We start from the raw sequence: 14,568 nt of genomic DNA, 5'->3' as shown, positions 1-14,568 counted from the left end.
GGGTCAGAAGGTTTTTTCGACGGCGGAACCTGTGGCCTTGCCGTCGGGCGTGAAGCCGCAGGCGCGGATGCGTGTCCCCTTCTCCACGGCGAGCGGCGCCGAGTAGCGGGGCGACGAGGGCGAGGGTGCCGAACCGTCGGTGGTGTAGCGGATCTCCGCTCCCGGATAGTCGAGTTCCAGCTCCACCTCACGCGGGTAGGGGGCCTCCCGGTCGAAGAGGAAGAGAACGTTGTAGTAGGCCGGGCAGTATCCGACCCGTTTGGCGTCGAGACGCCGGAGCCCCTTCTCCATCCGCACGCGGAACGACTCCCAGTCCTTGTCCGGGAGGTCGCACCATCCGGCTTCGGCCAGTGCCAGCGCCCGCGGGAAGGCCATGTACTCCATGCGTTCGGACGTCGGGATGTACTCGCCCCAGACGCAGCCTTGCAGGCCGAGGATGTATTTCCGGCTCCGGTCGGGCATCGAGTCGATCTTCGGGAAGTAATCGTAGACCTTGCGCAGGGGCAGGAACAGCCCCTGTCCGCCCTCGTCGATGTCCTGCTGGTTGTAGTCGAGGTAGCACCAGCGGTTCGGAGCCAGGATGGTGTACATGTTGCGGCTCAAAGCCCGGGCCGCGGGGGCGTGCCCGCGGTAGGAGAGCGCGACGGTCGATTCGACGGCCCCGCCGTCGAGGATCTCGTCCCAGCCGATCACCGTCTTGCCGTGTTGGCGCAGGAAGCCGTCGATGCGCTTCACGAAGAAGGTCTGCAACTGCTCCTCGTCGTCGAGCCCGAGGATCTCCATCAGCTCCTGGCAGTGCGGACACTCCTTCCAGCGCTCCTTCGGGCACTCGTCGCCGCCGATGTGGTAGTAGGGCGACGGGAAGAGGTCGAACAGTTCGGTGAAGACATCTTCGAGAAAACGGAACGTGAAGCCCTTCGGACAGTAGACGTCCTTCTTGATGCCCCAGGTCGTCGCCACCTCGTAGTTGCGGTCGGGGAAGCACGCCAGTTCGGGATAGGCGGCGATGGCGGCCGTCGAGTGGCCCGGGAGCTCGATCTCGGGGATGACGGTCACGTAGCGGCGGCGTGCGTATTCGACGATCTCGCGCACGTCGTCCTGCGTGTAGAATCCGCCGTGGGGCGTGCCGTCGCTCTTCTCACGCCCGGCGTAGCCGGCCGTCTCGCGGCGCCACGACCCGATCTCCGTCAGCCGGGGATACTTCCGGATCTCGATGCGCCAGCCCTGATCCTCGGTCAGGTGCCAGTGGAACATGTTCTGCTTGTGCATGGCCATCAGATCGATGAACTTTTTGACGCTCTCCGCGGGCAGGAAATAGCGCCCGACGTCGAGCATCATCCCGCGGTAGGGGAAGCGGGGCTCGTCCTCGATCCGGCAGCAGGGGGCCTGCCAGCGCACGCCCCGGGCGCGCGTGTCGCCGTAGATTTCGGCCGGCAGGAGCTGGCAGAGGGTCTGGATGCCGTAGAAGGCCCCGTGTGCGGCGGAGGCCTCCACGCATACCTCCGACGGGGCGATCGTCAGCCGGTAGGCCTCTTCGCCCAGCCCGTCGACCTGCCGCAGGATGATGCGGCTGCGGGGGCGTTCCGCGCCGGACAGGATGGCGTAGCCGGTTGTCCGGCGCACCTGCCGGGCGAAATCCTCGGCCACCTCCCGGAAGAGCGTATCCCGGGCCTCGACGGTCAGTGCCGTGGTGCTTTTCAGCGTGAAGACTCCTTCTGCGGGTTCGAGGCTCCGGGGTGCGGGGATGATCCCGTAGCGTGCCGGGACGCCCGCCGCCGCAGCCAGCGTCGAACCCGCCAGCAGAAGGGTGATGAGTTTTTTCATGGTGCTTGTTCGGGTCATGGGAATGGTTTATTCGACAAGGGCCTCTTCGATGGTCGCCCGGACGGCCTGCGAGTAGCACTCCGGCATCCGGTCGGAAAGCGGGTAGGGCGCCTTGATGTAGACGTGCATCTGGTCGATCTCATATTCGTAGCCCTTCCGGTGCTCGAAGGCGTGGGCGGAGGGCAGGTAGGAGTTCTGGCCGTTGGTGTATCCCGCGAAGAGGATCGTCGTCCCGGGGAAGGCATCGCGGGCCTCCTGCTGGTATTCGACGAAGGGCTCGCCCTGGGAGAAGAAGAAGACGATGCCGTCGATGTTGACGGCCGTCATCCGGAACGGCAGCCGGCTGGGGATTCCCTTCTCATCGAACCGGGCGAGGATCTCCTGCTCCCAGTTTCTTACGTCGCTCTTCCAGGTAGACGACACGGCGGTGTCCCAGGCTGCGATCTCGTCGGCATGCGCTGCGACCGCTTCGGGCGTCACGGAGTCGATGCGGAAGGGAAGCTCGGCCACTCCGTCGGCCACCCGCAGCACGTTGCGCTCGCGGACCGGCGTGAAGGGAATGCCTTTGAGCGAATCGGCCAGCAGGCGCCCGGTCTCCTCGGCATATTCGACCGTCTTCGGGCCGTAGACGGGATTCATGTTGCCGCTGGCGCCGGTCAGCTGCATCACGTCGCCGCCCCAGTCCGCACACAACTCCCGGGCCGCCACGCCGGCGTAGTCGGGAGAGACGAGCAGGCTTGCCGGGCCCATGCAGACGGGATGGCAGGCGAGGTTGACGATCGAGACGATGGGATTGTCCCGTTCGTCGAGGAAGCGGGCCACATAGACCCTGCGGTCGACGGGCCCCTCCTTCTCGCAGCGGTTGCCGTTGATCGAGGTCGTACTCCGGCCGATTTCGAGCCGGAAGGGACGGAATCCCTCGTCGTCGAGCACCGTGCGGACCGCACAGTCGATGACGGTTTGCAGCGTACGGGTGGCGTAGTTGTAGTTCGTGCCGCCCTCGACGGCCGAGGCACCGCCCATGCGCGGCGCCGAATGGGTGTGGATGCAGTGCAGCAGTACGTGGCTGACAGGCAGTCCCGTGCGGTTGGCGATCTCGGTGCGCATGCGGTCGGCTTCGCGCGGCGAGACCTCCATCAGGTCGTTCGAGACGATGCACACCTTTTCGGTGCCTTTGGCGATCACCAGGCAGTGGGTCTTCAACGGAAGGTGGATCCCGGTCGAGAGTCCGTGCCGGGCGGCGAATCCCGCCAGTACGACGTGCTCCTCCTCTTTGGTCGATATGTCGGCGGAGGCGTAGTTGCAGGTCAGCCGTTCGCTCCGGCATCCGGAGAGCAGCACGACCAGCAATGCCGCCAGCATGCGGAAAAACGGTATGTTATAGGCTCGCATGGCTGTAATGGTTGAAAGGTTCGGTATGAGATTCCCCCGGCGGAGGAGTCTTCGGGACTCCTCCGCTTCGGGAATGTGCGGGGACAGACGGCTGAATGTCAGTCGTTTGCCCTGCCGTTAAATATAACCGGGATTCTGCTCGATCGAATTCTGGCTCTTCGTGATTTCGTTGCGCCCGATGGGCATCAGGTAATGGCTTCCGTTTTCGGGGAAGTTCTTCTGCGGAGCCATGAAGGCCGAGAGGCAGTCGCCGTAGTCGATCCTGTATTTCTTGCCGAGCCACTCGTACTCGTAGACCATGTTCGGCGTGTAGTAGCTCTTGTCGTTCTTCGACGCGTCGTAAACCCGGACCGTGCGGATCAGGTTCTGCTTCTCGTCGGGCTTGGCGGCGTCGGGCGTCAGCACCATCAGGCGCGTGCCGGCCATGGGGATGTTCTCATAGAACGGGGCCAGCTTCCAGCGGCGCAGGTCGAAGTAGCGGAACGCCTCGAAGGCCAGTTCGATGCGACGTTCGTTGACCAGCCGGTCGAAGAGCGCCGAACCCGATTCGGTGACGGGCGGCATCTTCACGTCGGCGCGGTCGCGGACCTTGTTGATGTACTGGCGGCAGGTCTCCTCGTCGCCGCACATGTAGGCCGCTTCGGCGTAGTTCAGGTACATCTCGGCCAGCCGGAACCACGGATACATCAGCGTCGTGTTCTCGTTTTCGGTGACGGGCGCATCCTCGATGATCCACTTGCGCAGGGCATAGCCTGTCGTCGTGCTCTCGTTGATCATGTGCTTGCCCTTCGATTCGTAGGACGGCGCGGTTTTGCCGGCGGCGAAATCCGCCTCGGTAACGCCTGCGGCGTAGTAGAACGCATTGTCGAGCTTGTATCCGCAGATCTCGCCGTAGGGGTGTCCGATGGATTTGTAGAAGCGCGGGTCGCGGCCTTCCCACGGATTCGCGGGATCGTAGCCCGAACCCTCCTCGAAGATCTTCTTGCCCGTGGCGGCCATCTCGTAGTCGAGGACCATCGCCTCGGTGGGCTCCATCGAGGACCATCCGTTGAGCGTCTCCTCGTAGTCGATCAGGGCGTAGAACAACTGGGCCTTGTTGCCAGAGGTGGTGGTGAAGTACTTCGCCCAGATCACCTCGTCGGAGTTGATGTTCTTCCAGTAGTCGTCATAGGTGGCTCCCAGCGCGTAGGCTCCGTCCACATCGGCGCGGTCCACGATCGCCTTGGCGGCCTGCCGGGCCCGATCCCACTTGTCGGCGCTGTATTGTCCGCGGAAGATCGAACCGGTGGGGTTCTCCGGGTCGTTGAAGAGCGGCGAGGCCGCAATGAGCGTGATGCGCGATTCGAGCGCCAGGCAGACGTCGCTGTTGACGCGTCCCAGCACCGAGGTCTCCGAAAGGTACTTTTTGGCTTCGGCGAGGTCCTCGAGGATGAAATCCACGCAGTCGTCGAACTTGTCGCGCGTGGCGTTGAACTCGTCGTTCATGCCGTAGACCTTTTTGATGATCGGCACGCCGCCGTAACGTTGCACGAGGTTCGTGTAGGCCCACGCACGCAGGAAGTAGACTTCGCCGGTCAGCCGCGTGCGGACATCCTCCGAGAGCGTCGTGTTGGTCTCCATGCGCACCAGGAAGTCGTTCATGTTGCGGATGAACTCATAGGCGCGGTTCCAGATGTTGAGGAACGTCGTGCGGGTGTTGTGGGCCGACCCGCCCTCCTCCATGTACATGATGTTGTCGGGCGTCATCTGTCCGCGGGCGATGTAGTTGGTCGAGGTGCCGCCGTAGCGGAAGAACCCCTCGTCGGAACAGCAGCCGATGTTCCCTTCGGTGAAGGGGTCGGGAAGAACCACGTACAGCGCATTGACATAAGCCTCGGCCAGGGCGTCGTTGTTGAAGACATCCTCTTCGGAGAGTTTGTCCAACGGCTTTTTGTCCAGAAAGTCGTCACTGCACGCGAGCAGCGTGAGGGCGGTCAGGATATACAGTATCTTTTTCATGGGGATGGTCGGTTTTAGAACATGATTTTAACACCTGCATTGTAGATGCGCATCTGCGGATAGGTTTGCAGCTCCTCGTCGCTGGTTTCGGGGTCGACGGTTTTCAGCTGGTCGATCGTGAAGAGGTTGTAACCGCCGACATAGAGCCGCAGCCCCTTGATGCCCGACTTGCCGAAGAAGCGTTGCGGGAAGGTGTAGCCGATTTCGAGGTTTTTCAGGCGCAGGAAGGCGGCATTCTTGTAGTAGAACGAACTGCGGTTGATGCTGGCGCTCGATACGCTCGATCCCATGCGCGGGTAGTTCGAGTCGCGGTTGTCGAGCGTCCAGGCCTTTTCGGCGGCCTCGCGTTCCACGTTCCCGGAGACGTGATCCTTCAACGGAGCGTAGTAGTAGCGGGCGCGGGCCTGACCCTGGAACAGCGCCATGAAGTCCCAGTTCTTGTAGGTGGCCGAGAAGTTCAGGCCGTAGACGATCTGCGGCACGGTGGTCAGGTCGCAGCGCTTGCGGTCGAGGTTCGTGATCTCGCCGTCGCCGTCGAGGTCGGCATAGATGAAGTCGCCGAGCGTGGCTCCGGCCATCTGCGGGTATTTCATCAGATCCTCCTCGGTCTTGTTGATGCCGATGACCTGGTAGTAGAGTCCCGAGCCCATCGGGTGGCCTTCGAGTTTCATGTAGTCGTGGCCTTCGGGCCAGGGCGCCTCGTCCATGTAGATCACCTTGTTCTTGGCATAGAGGAAGTTGCCGGCGATGCGGTAGCGGAAGTTGCCGTCGGCCGAGCGTCCCTGGTGGGCCAGCTGGAACTCGACGCCGCTGTTCTGGACGATGCCGATGTTCTCGTCGGGCAGCGAGGTCAGTCCCGAATAGTTGGGGATCGAGGCGTTGCGCGTGCAGAGGATATTCTCACGCCGCGTGTGGAAGTATTCCAGCTCCCAGGAGAGCAGTCCGCCCTTGATCTCGCCGTCGAGACCGAGGTTCCAGGTCTTGGCGACCTCCCACGTCACGAACGGGTTGGGCGTGGTGCCCGGGATGATGAAGTTGACATCCTTGTCGTCGTACTTGGTCTTGTAGATCGTCGAGTCCGAGTAGGCGTAGGTCGTGACGTACTGGAAGGCGTCGATCTGGTCGTTACCCTGCTCGCCGTAGGAGAGGCGGAGTTTGAGGTTGGTCAGCCACAGGAGGTTGTCCTTGACGAACGGCTCCTCGGAGATGCGCCAGCCGGCCGACACGCCGGGGAAGAAGCCCCAGCGGTTGTCCTTCGGGAAGTTCTCCGACCCGTCGTAACGCATGATCACCTGCAACAGATATTTGCTCCGGTAGTCGTAGCTGAATCGTCCGAAGTAGCTTCGGCGGGCCGTCTCGGCGGCATAGCCGTCGTTGTCGAAATAGTTCTTGTCGGCATCGCCGGCGAAAAGTTCGTCGAGGGCGTCCGAGCCGTATTTGAGCCGCGAAGCCGCGAGATAGTCCTTGCGGTACTGGCTCTGCTCGAAGCCGAGCATGACGTCGACGTTGTGGCCGTTGAACTCCCGGTTGTAGTTGATCGTGGCGTTGAGCGTGAGGTTCGAGGTCCGGGTCTGGTATTCGCGCAGCGTGGGCGTGGTCCAGTAGGAGCTCGTATGCTTCTCATACTGCTGGGTCACCTCGTCGTAGGAGTAGTACTCCCAGGGCTGCTGCCAGTTCTTGCGGAAGTTCGACACGACGTCGTAGGCGAGGTTGCCCTTCACCGACAGCCCCTTGGTGAGCCACCCCAGGTCCCACTCGGCCGTGAAGGTCGAGTTCAGGGTGTTGATCTTCGTGCGGTCGTAGCCCGTCAGGTCCTGCACCAGCACGGCGGGGTTGGTGCCGCCGCGCAGCATGCCGTTGGGGTAATAGGCGCCGCTGGTGGGCTTCATGCGCGTGGCGATGTAGAAGATTCCGTAGTCGTCGCTCGGAAAGGCCGAGTAGTTCTTGTGCTGCTCGCGGGCCGAGAGGTCGAAGCCCACTTTGAGGCTGTTGGTTACCTGGATGTCGAGGTTCGAGCGGACGCTGTACTGCTTGTATTCCGTGGCGCTCTTCTCGTAGATACCGTCCTGGTACTGGCCGTTGACCTGTACGAAGTAGCCCAGCCGCTGGGTGCCGCCGCTCACCGACACGCCGTATTTGTGCTGTGCCGAGAGGGTCTTGATGATGGTGTCGAACCAGTCGGTGTTGGGGTAGAGCACGGGATCCGAACCGTCGCGGTATTTCTGGATCTGTTCGGGCGTGTACATCGGGGCTCCTCCGTCGATGGCCTTCGAGGCGTTGTAGGATTCGGCATAGAGCACGGCGTCGGCCATTTCGACGAGCCGTGTGGGCTGTTGCAGACCGAGGTCGTAGTTGAAGGTGATCCGCGGGGCGGTGTTCATCTGCCCGCGCTTGGTCGTTACGAGGATGACGCCGTTGGCCGAGCGCGAACCGTAGATGGCGGCCGAGGCGTCTTTCAGAACCGTGACGCTCTCGATCTCGTCGCCGGACAGACGGCTGAACTCGTCGCCGCGGCCTGCGATTCCGTCGATGATGATCAGCGGCGAGTTGTCGCCGAGCGTGCTGCGGCCGCGGATGTACATCACGGCGTCGTCGCGTCCGGGCTCACCCGAGCGGTTGTTGACGATGACGCCGGAGATACGTCCTGCGAGGCCCTGCGAGAGGTTGACCGACGAACTCTTGACGAGCGACTCGCCGGAGGTCGTGGCCACCGAACCGGTCAGGGTCACCTTGCGCTGGCTGCCGTAACCCATCACGACCACCTCGTCGATGGCTTTCGTATCCTCGGCCATGCGGATCTCGACGTTCGTGCGCGTGCCGACGGGGACCTCTTCGGTCTGGTAGCCGATGAACGAGGCGACGAGTGTCGTCCCGGGAGGTACCGACAGCGTGAAGCGTCCGCCTTCGCCCGTAACGGTTCCGAGCGAGTTGTTGCCTTTCACCATGATTGTGGCGCCGACGATGGCTTCGCCGTTGACGCTGGCCACGACGCCCTTGATCTGCCGCATCCGGCCCTTCTCTGCGGCGACGTCGGACGACGCCGTGTTGCGGGTGAGGATGATCATGCGGTTCTCGATCCGCATGGCGAAATCCGGAAGAACCTGCCGGACGAGTTGTTCGACGGTGCCGGTGGCTTGGAGGGTCACGACCTTCGAGGCGTCGATGTCGGCATCCTTATATATGAACGAATAGTCGCTTTGGGTCTCGATCCGGGTCAGGAACTCTTTGACGCTGACATTCTTGACGTCGATCTTGATCGTTTTGTTCGAATCCTGCGCGAAAAGGGTCAGAGAGCAGAGCAGGAATACCGCCGTCAGGGCAATCATTCCGCATTCAGGGACACATTTTTTGATAAAACCCTGAATTTTTCGAATTTTATCCATAAATTTGAAAGATTTTTTGAAGTTAGCGGTAATATCTGGCCGGACATTACGCAAAAAGGCTTTGAAAAGTCGCAAGCGGGCTCTTTCGGGAGCCCGTTTGTTTTGGGTCAGGGTTGGCTCTGTTTCATGGGCAGGTGTGTTTAAGGTTCGTATTCAGGTTGGGTCGGTTGTTTCGTTGCGGCGGCTGCCGGTCATTTCCTGGCTGCGATGTGCACGCGGTTGTTCACATAGTCGATATGGTAGCGGATCGGAATGATCAGCGAGATGGCCCGCAGGATCTCGTCCACGGATTCGTATTTGACGTTGAACGAGAGGTGGGCTTTGAGGTCAACGTTGCGGGCGATGTCGAACTCCATGTTGTACCAGCGTTCGAGACTGATGAGGATGTTGCCGAAGGGCTTGTTGTCGAAGATCAGCAGACGATCCATCCAGTGGCTGTAATCCGAGGCATTGACCATCGAGACCGTCATTTCGTCGCCCTGCGTCTGGGCGACGTAGCGTTCGTTGGGTTTCAGGCGGACGACCTGTCCGTTCTCCGAGCGGATGTCTACCGATCCGCGCACCAGCACCACCTCCTGATAGTCGAGATGGGCGTAGCTCTTCACATCGAAGGCCGTGCCGAGCACTTCGATCCGACGTTTCCCGATCTCGACGATGAAGGGGCGTTCGGGATTCCGGGTGACGTCGAAGAATCCTTCGCCTTCGAGTTTCACGCTCCGCAGGGCCCCGTCGAACTGCTCGGAGAGCGTCAGCCGGCTGTTGCCGTTGAGCCATACCGAACTGCCGTCGGGCAGTGTGAATTCGCCCTTGCTTCCCGGCGAGGTGACGTAGCAGAGCGTCCGGTCCTGTTCGGCCCGTTCGATCCGCTTCGAGAGCAGCAGATGCTGGGCGACGAAGAGTCCGAGGATCAGGACGGCGGCGGCTCCGAGAGCCGTGCGGCGCCACAGGCGGAGCCGAACGTGGCGCTTCCGGGCGGCGATCGCCGTTGCGAGCCGCTCCCAGCCCGCCTCGTCGGCGGCAGTGAAATCAGCCCGGGTTTCGTTCCACAGCGCTTCCAGCGCCTGGTCCTTCTCCTTCCGCTCCTCCGGATCGGTGATCCATTGGCGGAATTTCTGACGGGCTTCTTCGCCGGTTTCGCGGCGGGTGAACGAATCCAAAATTCGCTTTATGCACTCTTGATCGGACATTTTTTCTGCCATTTTTTATTATAAGACGGTCCAGACGAAGGGATTCACCAATGCGATTTGCAGAATTTCGAATATTTTTCGTTTCTGCGTCGGAGCGTGGATTTTTTTTCTATTTTTGTGCAAATGCCTTCCCGGATGCAGAAGAAAATACGGCTCGTACCCTCCCCCGGACAGGATGCAGACACCGAGGCTTTTGCGCAGATCTACAAGGAGTTTGCTCCGAAGATGCGTTGTTTTGTGAGCAAGTTGTTGCACGACAATCTGCTTACGGACGATGTCGTGCACAATGTCTTCATGCGTTTGTGGGAGAACCGGGAGATCATTCCGAAAGTGGAATCTTTGGACCGCTATCTTTTCCGGGCGGCGCGCAATGCGATCTTCGACATCTACGAGCATCAGAAGATCGTGATGCAGTATGAGCGGAAGAGTGCGAAAGCCCGGACGATGTTCAGCATCGACGAGCAGATCAATGCCGAGAATCTGGCGATGATGATCGAACTGGTCATCGACCGCATGCCTCCTCAACGGCAGCGGATTTTCCGGATGAGCCGTTATCTGGGGTATTCCAACAGCGAGATCGCCCGTCACCTCAATTTGAGCATCAATACGGTGAACAACCATATCGTCCTGGCCCTCCGGGAGTTGAAGGCGGAACTGGAAACGCTCTGATCCGACTGCGTTTTGCCTTTCCGGCTCTTTTCTGTCTTCCCGGCCGACTTTTCGTCCGGTTCGCTCTTTTCGTCCGGTTCTGCCGGTCCGGTCTTTTTTCGCTTTTCCGCTTCTCTGCCGGCCTTTGCGGGTTCCCGCGCGAGCAGGATCCTTACGACTCCTGCTCCGCCTGCGGATCGCTCTTGTACTGCGACGGCGTTACGCCCATATACTGCTTGAAGGCCGTGCTGAAATAACGCGATGAGGAGAAGCCCGTCTGTTCGGCAACCTCCGTGATCGAGATGTCCGTCTCCCGGATGAGCCGGCAGGCCCGTTCGATGCGGATCTTCGTTACGTACTCCTTGACGTTCAGTCCCGTGAGTTGCTTCAATTTGTTGTAGAGAACCGTGCGGCTCATGCCGATCTCGCGGCACAGGTACGGAATGTTGAACTGTACCTGTTGCAGATTCTCCTCCACCAGCGTGCGGAGTTTGATCAGAAACCGTTCGTCCGCCGAACTGAATGCCGTCTCTTCCGGTGCCGGCATGACGCTCTGCTGCCGATAGCGCTCCCGGATCAGATTCCGGTTGCGGAGCAGGTTGGCGATCATTGCCGACAGCATCTCGATTTCGAAGGGTTTGGCCATGTATCCGTCCGCGCCGTAATTGTAGCCGAGCAGCTGACTCTGTTCGTCGTTGCGCGCCGTGAGCAGGATCACCGGGATGTGGCTGATGTCGATGCGCTCCTTGACCTGACGGCACAATTCGTAGCCGTTCATCCGGGGCATCATCACGTCGCTGACGATAATGTCGACCGGCGCCTTTTCGAGGATTTCCAGCGCTTCGACTCCGTCGTGGGCCGTGAAGAGCTGTTTCGTCCGGGGTGCGAATTCCGTTTTCAGGAAGCCCACCAGCTCCTTGTCGTCTTCGACGACGAGCATCGAGAGTTGCGACAGGTCGGGCTCCGCTCCCGCCGTATTTTCGGCTGCACCCGATTCGAGCAGTTCGTTGAGGTAGTTCCGGGGGGCGTGTTCGATCGTCTCCCCGGAGAGCGTCGCCGGCAATTCGAAATGGAACGTTGCACCGCCTTCGGGGTTCTCGGCCGCACCGATCGTCCCGCCGTGCTGCTCCACCAGAATCTTCGCATACGAAAGCCCGATTCCCGAACCGCTCCGCTCGCTGTCGCCCTGATAGAAGCGGGTGAACAGCCGCTCCACATCCACGCCCTCCAAGCCGCAGCCGCGGTCGATCACCGAGATCCGGATCCGTTTCCGTGCGGCCTCGTATTCCGTCCGGACGGTGATCCGGCTTCGGTCCGGGCTGTGTTTGAGTGCGTTGATCAACAGATTGCTCAACACGATCATGCACTTTTCCGTGTCGAAACTCCGGACTCCCGCCTGCGGGTCCTCCTCCACCCGGAGTTCGATCTCGCGGTCGTCGGCCTCGAGGCGGAAATCCTCCACGATCTCCCGTACCCACTCGTTCACGTCCCGGGACTGGGGGTGGAGCGTCGTGACGCCGGTTTCCATCTTGCGCAGCGTGAGGACCATGTTGATCAGCTCCTTCATGCGCTGTGCCTGCTTGTAGATCTTTTTCAGCAGCGAACGGTCGGTCACGGCATCCGGGGCGCTTCGGATCAGCCGTCCCAACGGTCCGAGGATCAACGTGAGCGGCGTGCGCAGCTCGTGGCTGATGTTGATCAGGAAGCGCACCTTGTCCTCGGCGATCTGCTGCCTGTGGCGGTCGAGTTCCCGCTGCATGCGGAGCTCCTTGCGGCGCAGGAGCAGGAAGAAGAGGCCCAGAATCAGCCCCGCCGCAGCGAGGATCCACAGCGCCGTGAACCATCCGCTCCTGTACCACGGGGGATTGACCACGCATCGCAATACGGGTTTCCACGCGGCCCACTCTCCGCCTGCGGTGTTGCAGGTCGCCTCGATGACGTAGTGCCCCGGCACGAGGTTCCGCAGCATCAGCTCCGGGTTGTTGGAGTCGAACTCCTCCCGGTAGTTGTCGCCCGTGACGCGGAACCGGTAGAGGCGTTTGCGGAAGAAGTCGTCCTCCTGCACCCGGATCCGGATGACGAGCGTCTTGTTGGTCCAGGGGATCCGGAGCTCCTCGTCGGGGGGCCGGTTGGCGGCCCGTTCGCCGTCCAGAACGGCGTCCATCAACCCGATGTCGGGGGCGTCCGCCGGGGGCGGCGTGTGGACGGCGCTCACATGGAACAGCCCTCCGGTTCCGCCCAGATAGACGCTGCCGTCGCCGGTCGCGAGGCGCGCCTTCGGCTGGAATTCGTTCCATGCGTCCTCTTCCGACTCGCCGAACGGGATGAAGCGCCCGACGTCGGGCAGCCGGACGAAGATGCCGTTGTCGGTCCCGGCCCAGACCCGTCCCCGGGTGTCGCAGACGACGGCTTGCAGCGTCCGGAAGAAGGGGGTCGGGATCTCCTCGCAGCGCGCCGCTCCGGGCTGTCGGAGGAGGACGCCCTTGTCGGTGGCGATCCAGAAGGCGCCCTCCGCAGTGCGCGCGATGCTGTTGATGAGCGTATCCTGCCCGGTTCCGAAAAGGGTCTCGATCCGGTTCGAACCGAGTTCCGTTTCGTAGACGTGCCATTGGTCGTGGAAGTAGCTTTTCCCGTTTTCATGCGCGATCGGGAAGCCGGCATGGAGCCAATCCGGCGTTTCGAGCCTTTCCATGCGTCTCGTGCGCGTATGGTAGCGGTACGAGGGTTTGGCGAAGAACAGAATGGTGCTGTCGCTCTCCCGCAGCAGGTTCACCGACTGCCCGCTGTACGTCGTCTGATAGCGGAGCAGGCTGTCTTCGCAATTCAGGGCGGAGAGGCGTCCGGATCGTTTGTCGAACGTGTAAAGACCCTTCGAGAAGATCGACAGCAGGAGCTCCTGCCGCGAAAGTCCTGCAATCGAGGCGATCTTGTATCCGAAGGTCGACGGATAGTGGGTGAAGCGTTCGGTGCGGGGATCGAAGCGGTTGATGCCGCCGCCGTCGGTGCCGATCCATACCTGTTCGGACCCCGGTTCCTGGTAGAGGCAGAGTACCGATTCGGCGCTCAACCCGTCGGGGCTCATCGGCTGCGTGCCGACATGGATCTTCACGTCCGATTTGCGGATGATGATCAGGCCGCCGCGGATCCGTCCGGCCCAGATCGTGCCGTTCGCATCGCCGTGGAGCGAGCGGATGGAGTTGCACGGCAGGGTGTACGGGTTTCCGGGCAGGTGTTTCAATACCGAGATCCTCTTCGTCTGCGGGTCGAGGATGTTGATGCCGCCGCCGTCGGTGCCGATCCAGATTTTGCCCTCCTGCTCGGTCATGCAGAGAACCACGTTGTTGCTCAATGCCGAGTTCCCGGTGTTGTAGACCGCGATCCGACGCCCTTCCGGATCGAAACACTCGATGCCCCGGTTGTAGGGCGAGAGCCACACCCTGCCTTGTGAGTCGACCAGAATCGACGTATTCTCCTTCTGGCTTCCGAATGCCGGCTGCCGGGTCTCGCCGCTTCGGGAGTCCGCCACCAGCACTCCGCGCCAGCGGTTGAAGCAGAGAAAATTCCCGTCCTCCAGGGGATACAGCGCATGTATGGGGTAGGGCTCCTCCCGGCGGAGGTTCAGCAACAGGCGGATCTTGTCGTCGGCATAGTCATAGCGGAAGATCTGGTTCTGCGATCCGAAGAGCATGCCGCCCGCAACCGGGCGGGCACAGTGGACGATGAGATTTCCCCCCCCCGGCTCGGACGGCTGTTTCGGGATGTAAAAATCGTCTGTTTCAGGACGATAGCGGGCCAGTCCCTTGTTTGTCAGCACCCAGATTTGTCCGAGGCTGTCTTCGGCGATCTGTGCGATGTTGTTGCCCGGCAGGGCGTGTTCGCCCTTGTCGTGCGAAGAGTAGCGGCGGGGCAGGTAGTTGTCGAAGCGCATCAGTCCCTCCGTCGAGGAGCCGATCCAGACGAATCCCCGTTTTTCGGCATGGACGCACCGGACGTTGGAGAGCATTCCGTCTCGGGGCGTGATCTGCCGGTAGTTGTACTGTTCGCCGGCCGTTGCCCTGCAGAAAGCGGAGAGGAGCCCGGCGCAGACCATATATAAATAAAGGAGAATTCCGGATTTCATGTTTTTCATACCTCTA

Annotated in this window: 7 protein-coding genes; 1 reads left to right on the top strand and 6 read right to left on the bottom strand. The window is 61.3% G+C overall.

All coding sequences use genetic code 11. The features are described from left to right. Positions 1–3 precede the first annotated feature (3 nt). The 5 genes from B5G16_RS02165 to B5G16_RS02145 all read right to left on the bottom strand — a co-directional run bounded on the left by B5G16_RS02165 (position 4) and on the right by B5G16_RS02145 (position 9,754). Positions 4–1,842, bottom strand: coding sequence for a beta-N-acetylhexosaminidase (locus tag B5G16_RS02165; RefSeq protein ID WP_087260646.1), 1,839 nt, complete (start codon positions 1,840–1,842; stop codon positions 4–6). Between the two features lie 9 nt (positions 1,843–1,851). Next, a complete protein-coding gene (locus B5G16_RS02160) occupies positions 1,852–3,216 on the bottom strand; it encodes a neutral/alkaline non-lysosomal ceramidase N-terminal domain-containing protein (RefSeq protein WP_087260644.1) in 1,365 nt (454 codons plus the stop codon). 117 nt (positions 3,217–3,333) lie between these two features. Further along, positions 3,334–5,214, bottom strand: a complete 1,881-nt coding sequence (locus B5G16_RS02155; protein ID WP_087260642.1) for a RagB/SusD family nutrient uptake outer membrane protein — start codon at positions 5,212–5,214, stop codon at positions 3,334–3,336. A gap of 14 nt (positions 5,215–5,228) precedes the next feature. Continuing rightward, positions 5,229–8,540, bottom strand: a complete 3,312-nt coding sequence (locus B5G16_RS02150) for a SusC/RagA family TonB-linked outer membrane protein (RefSeq protein WP_162612004.1) — start codon at positions 8,538–8,540, stop codon at positions 5,229–5,231. A gap of 248 nt (positions 8,541–8,788) precedes the next feature. Continuing rightward, positions 8,789–9,754 (bottom strand): FecR family protein, encoded by a 966-nt coding sequence (locus tag B5G16_RS02145; RefSeq protein ID WP_162612003.1) that lies wholly within the window; start codon positions 9,752–9,754, stop codon positions 8,789–8,791. Between the two features lie 165 nt (positions 9,755–9,919). Here B5G16_RS02145 and B5G16_RS02140 point away from each other — a divergent pair, with 165 nt between their 5' ends. Then, entirely contained in the window at positions 9,920–10,453 is a 534-nt protein-coding gene (locus tag B5G16_RS02140; RefSeq protein WP_162612002.1) for an RNA polymerase sigma-70 factor, read from the top strand. Positions 10,454–10,604: 151 nt separating this feature from the next. Here B5G16_RS02140 and B5G16_RS02135 read toward each other — a convergent pair whose 3' ends face one another. Then, positions 10,605–14,552, bottom strand: a complete 3,948-nt coding sequence (locus tag B5G16_RS02135; RefSeq protein ID WP_162612001.1) for an ATP-binding protein — start codon at positions 14,550–14,552, stop codon at positions 10,605–10,607. Positions 14,553–14,568: the final 16 nt, after the last annotated feature.

The organism is Alistipes sp. An66 (assembly GCF_002161445.1).
In the GTDB taxonomy this organism is placed as follows: domain Bacteria; phylum Bacteroidota; class Bacteroidia; order Bacteroidales; family Rikenellaceae; genus Alistipes; species Alistipes cottocaccae.
The sequence above is the reverse complement of the archived record's forward strand: the minus strand, read 5'-3'. Positions and strand labels throughout refer to the sequence as shown.

Excerpts from the sequence above, each read along its gene's own strand:
- B5G16_RS02150 (WP_162612004.1), bottom strand. The coding sequence starts at position 8,540 with ATGATTGCCCTGACGGCGGTATTCCTGCTCTGCTCTCTGACCCTTTTC.
- B5G16_RS02140 (WP_162612002.1), top strand. The coding sequence starts at position 9,920 with ATGCAGAAGAAAATACGGCTCGTACCCTCCCCCGGACAGGATGCAGAC.
- B5G16_RS02135 (WP_162612001.1), bottom strand. The coding sequence starts at position 14,552 with ATGAAATCCGGAATTCTCCTTTATTTATATATGGTCTGCGCCGGGCTC.
- B5G16_RS02165 (WP_087260646.1), bottom strand. The coding sequence starts at position 1,842 with ATGACCCGAACAAGCACCATGAAAAAACTCATCACCCTTCTGCTGGCG.
- B5G16_RS02160 (WP_087260644.1), bottom strand. The coding sequence starts at position 3,216 with ATGCGAGCCTATAACATACCGTTTTTCCGCATGCTGGCGGCATTGCTG.
- B5G16_RS02155 (WP_087260642.1), bottom strand. The coding sequence starts at position 5,214 with ATGAAAAAGATACTGTATATCCTGACCGCCCTCACGCTGCTCGCGTGC.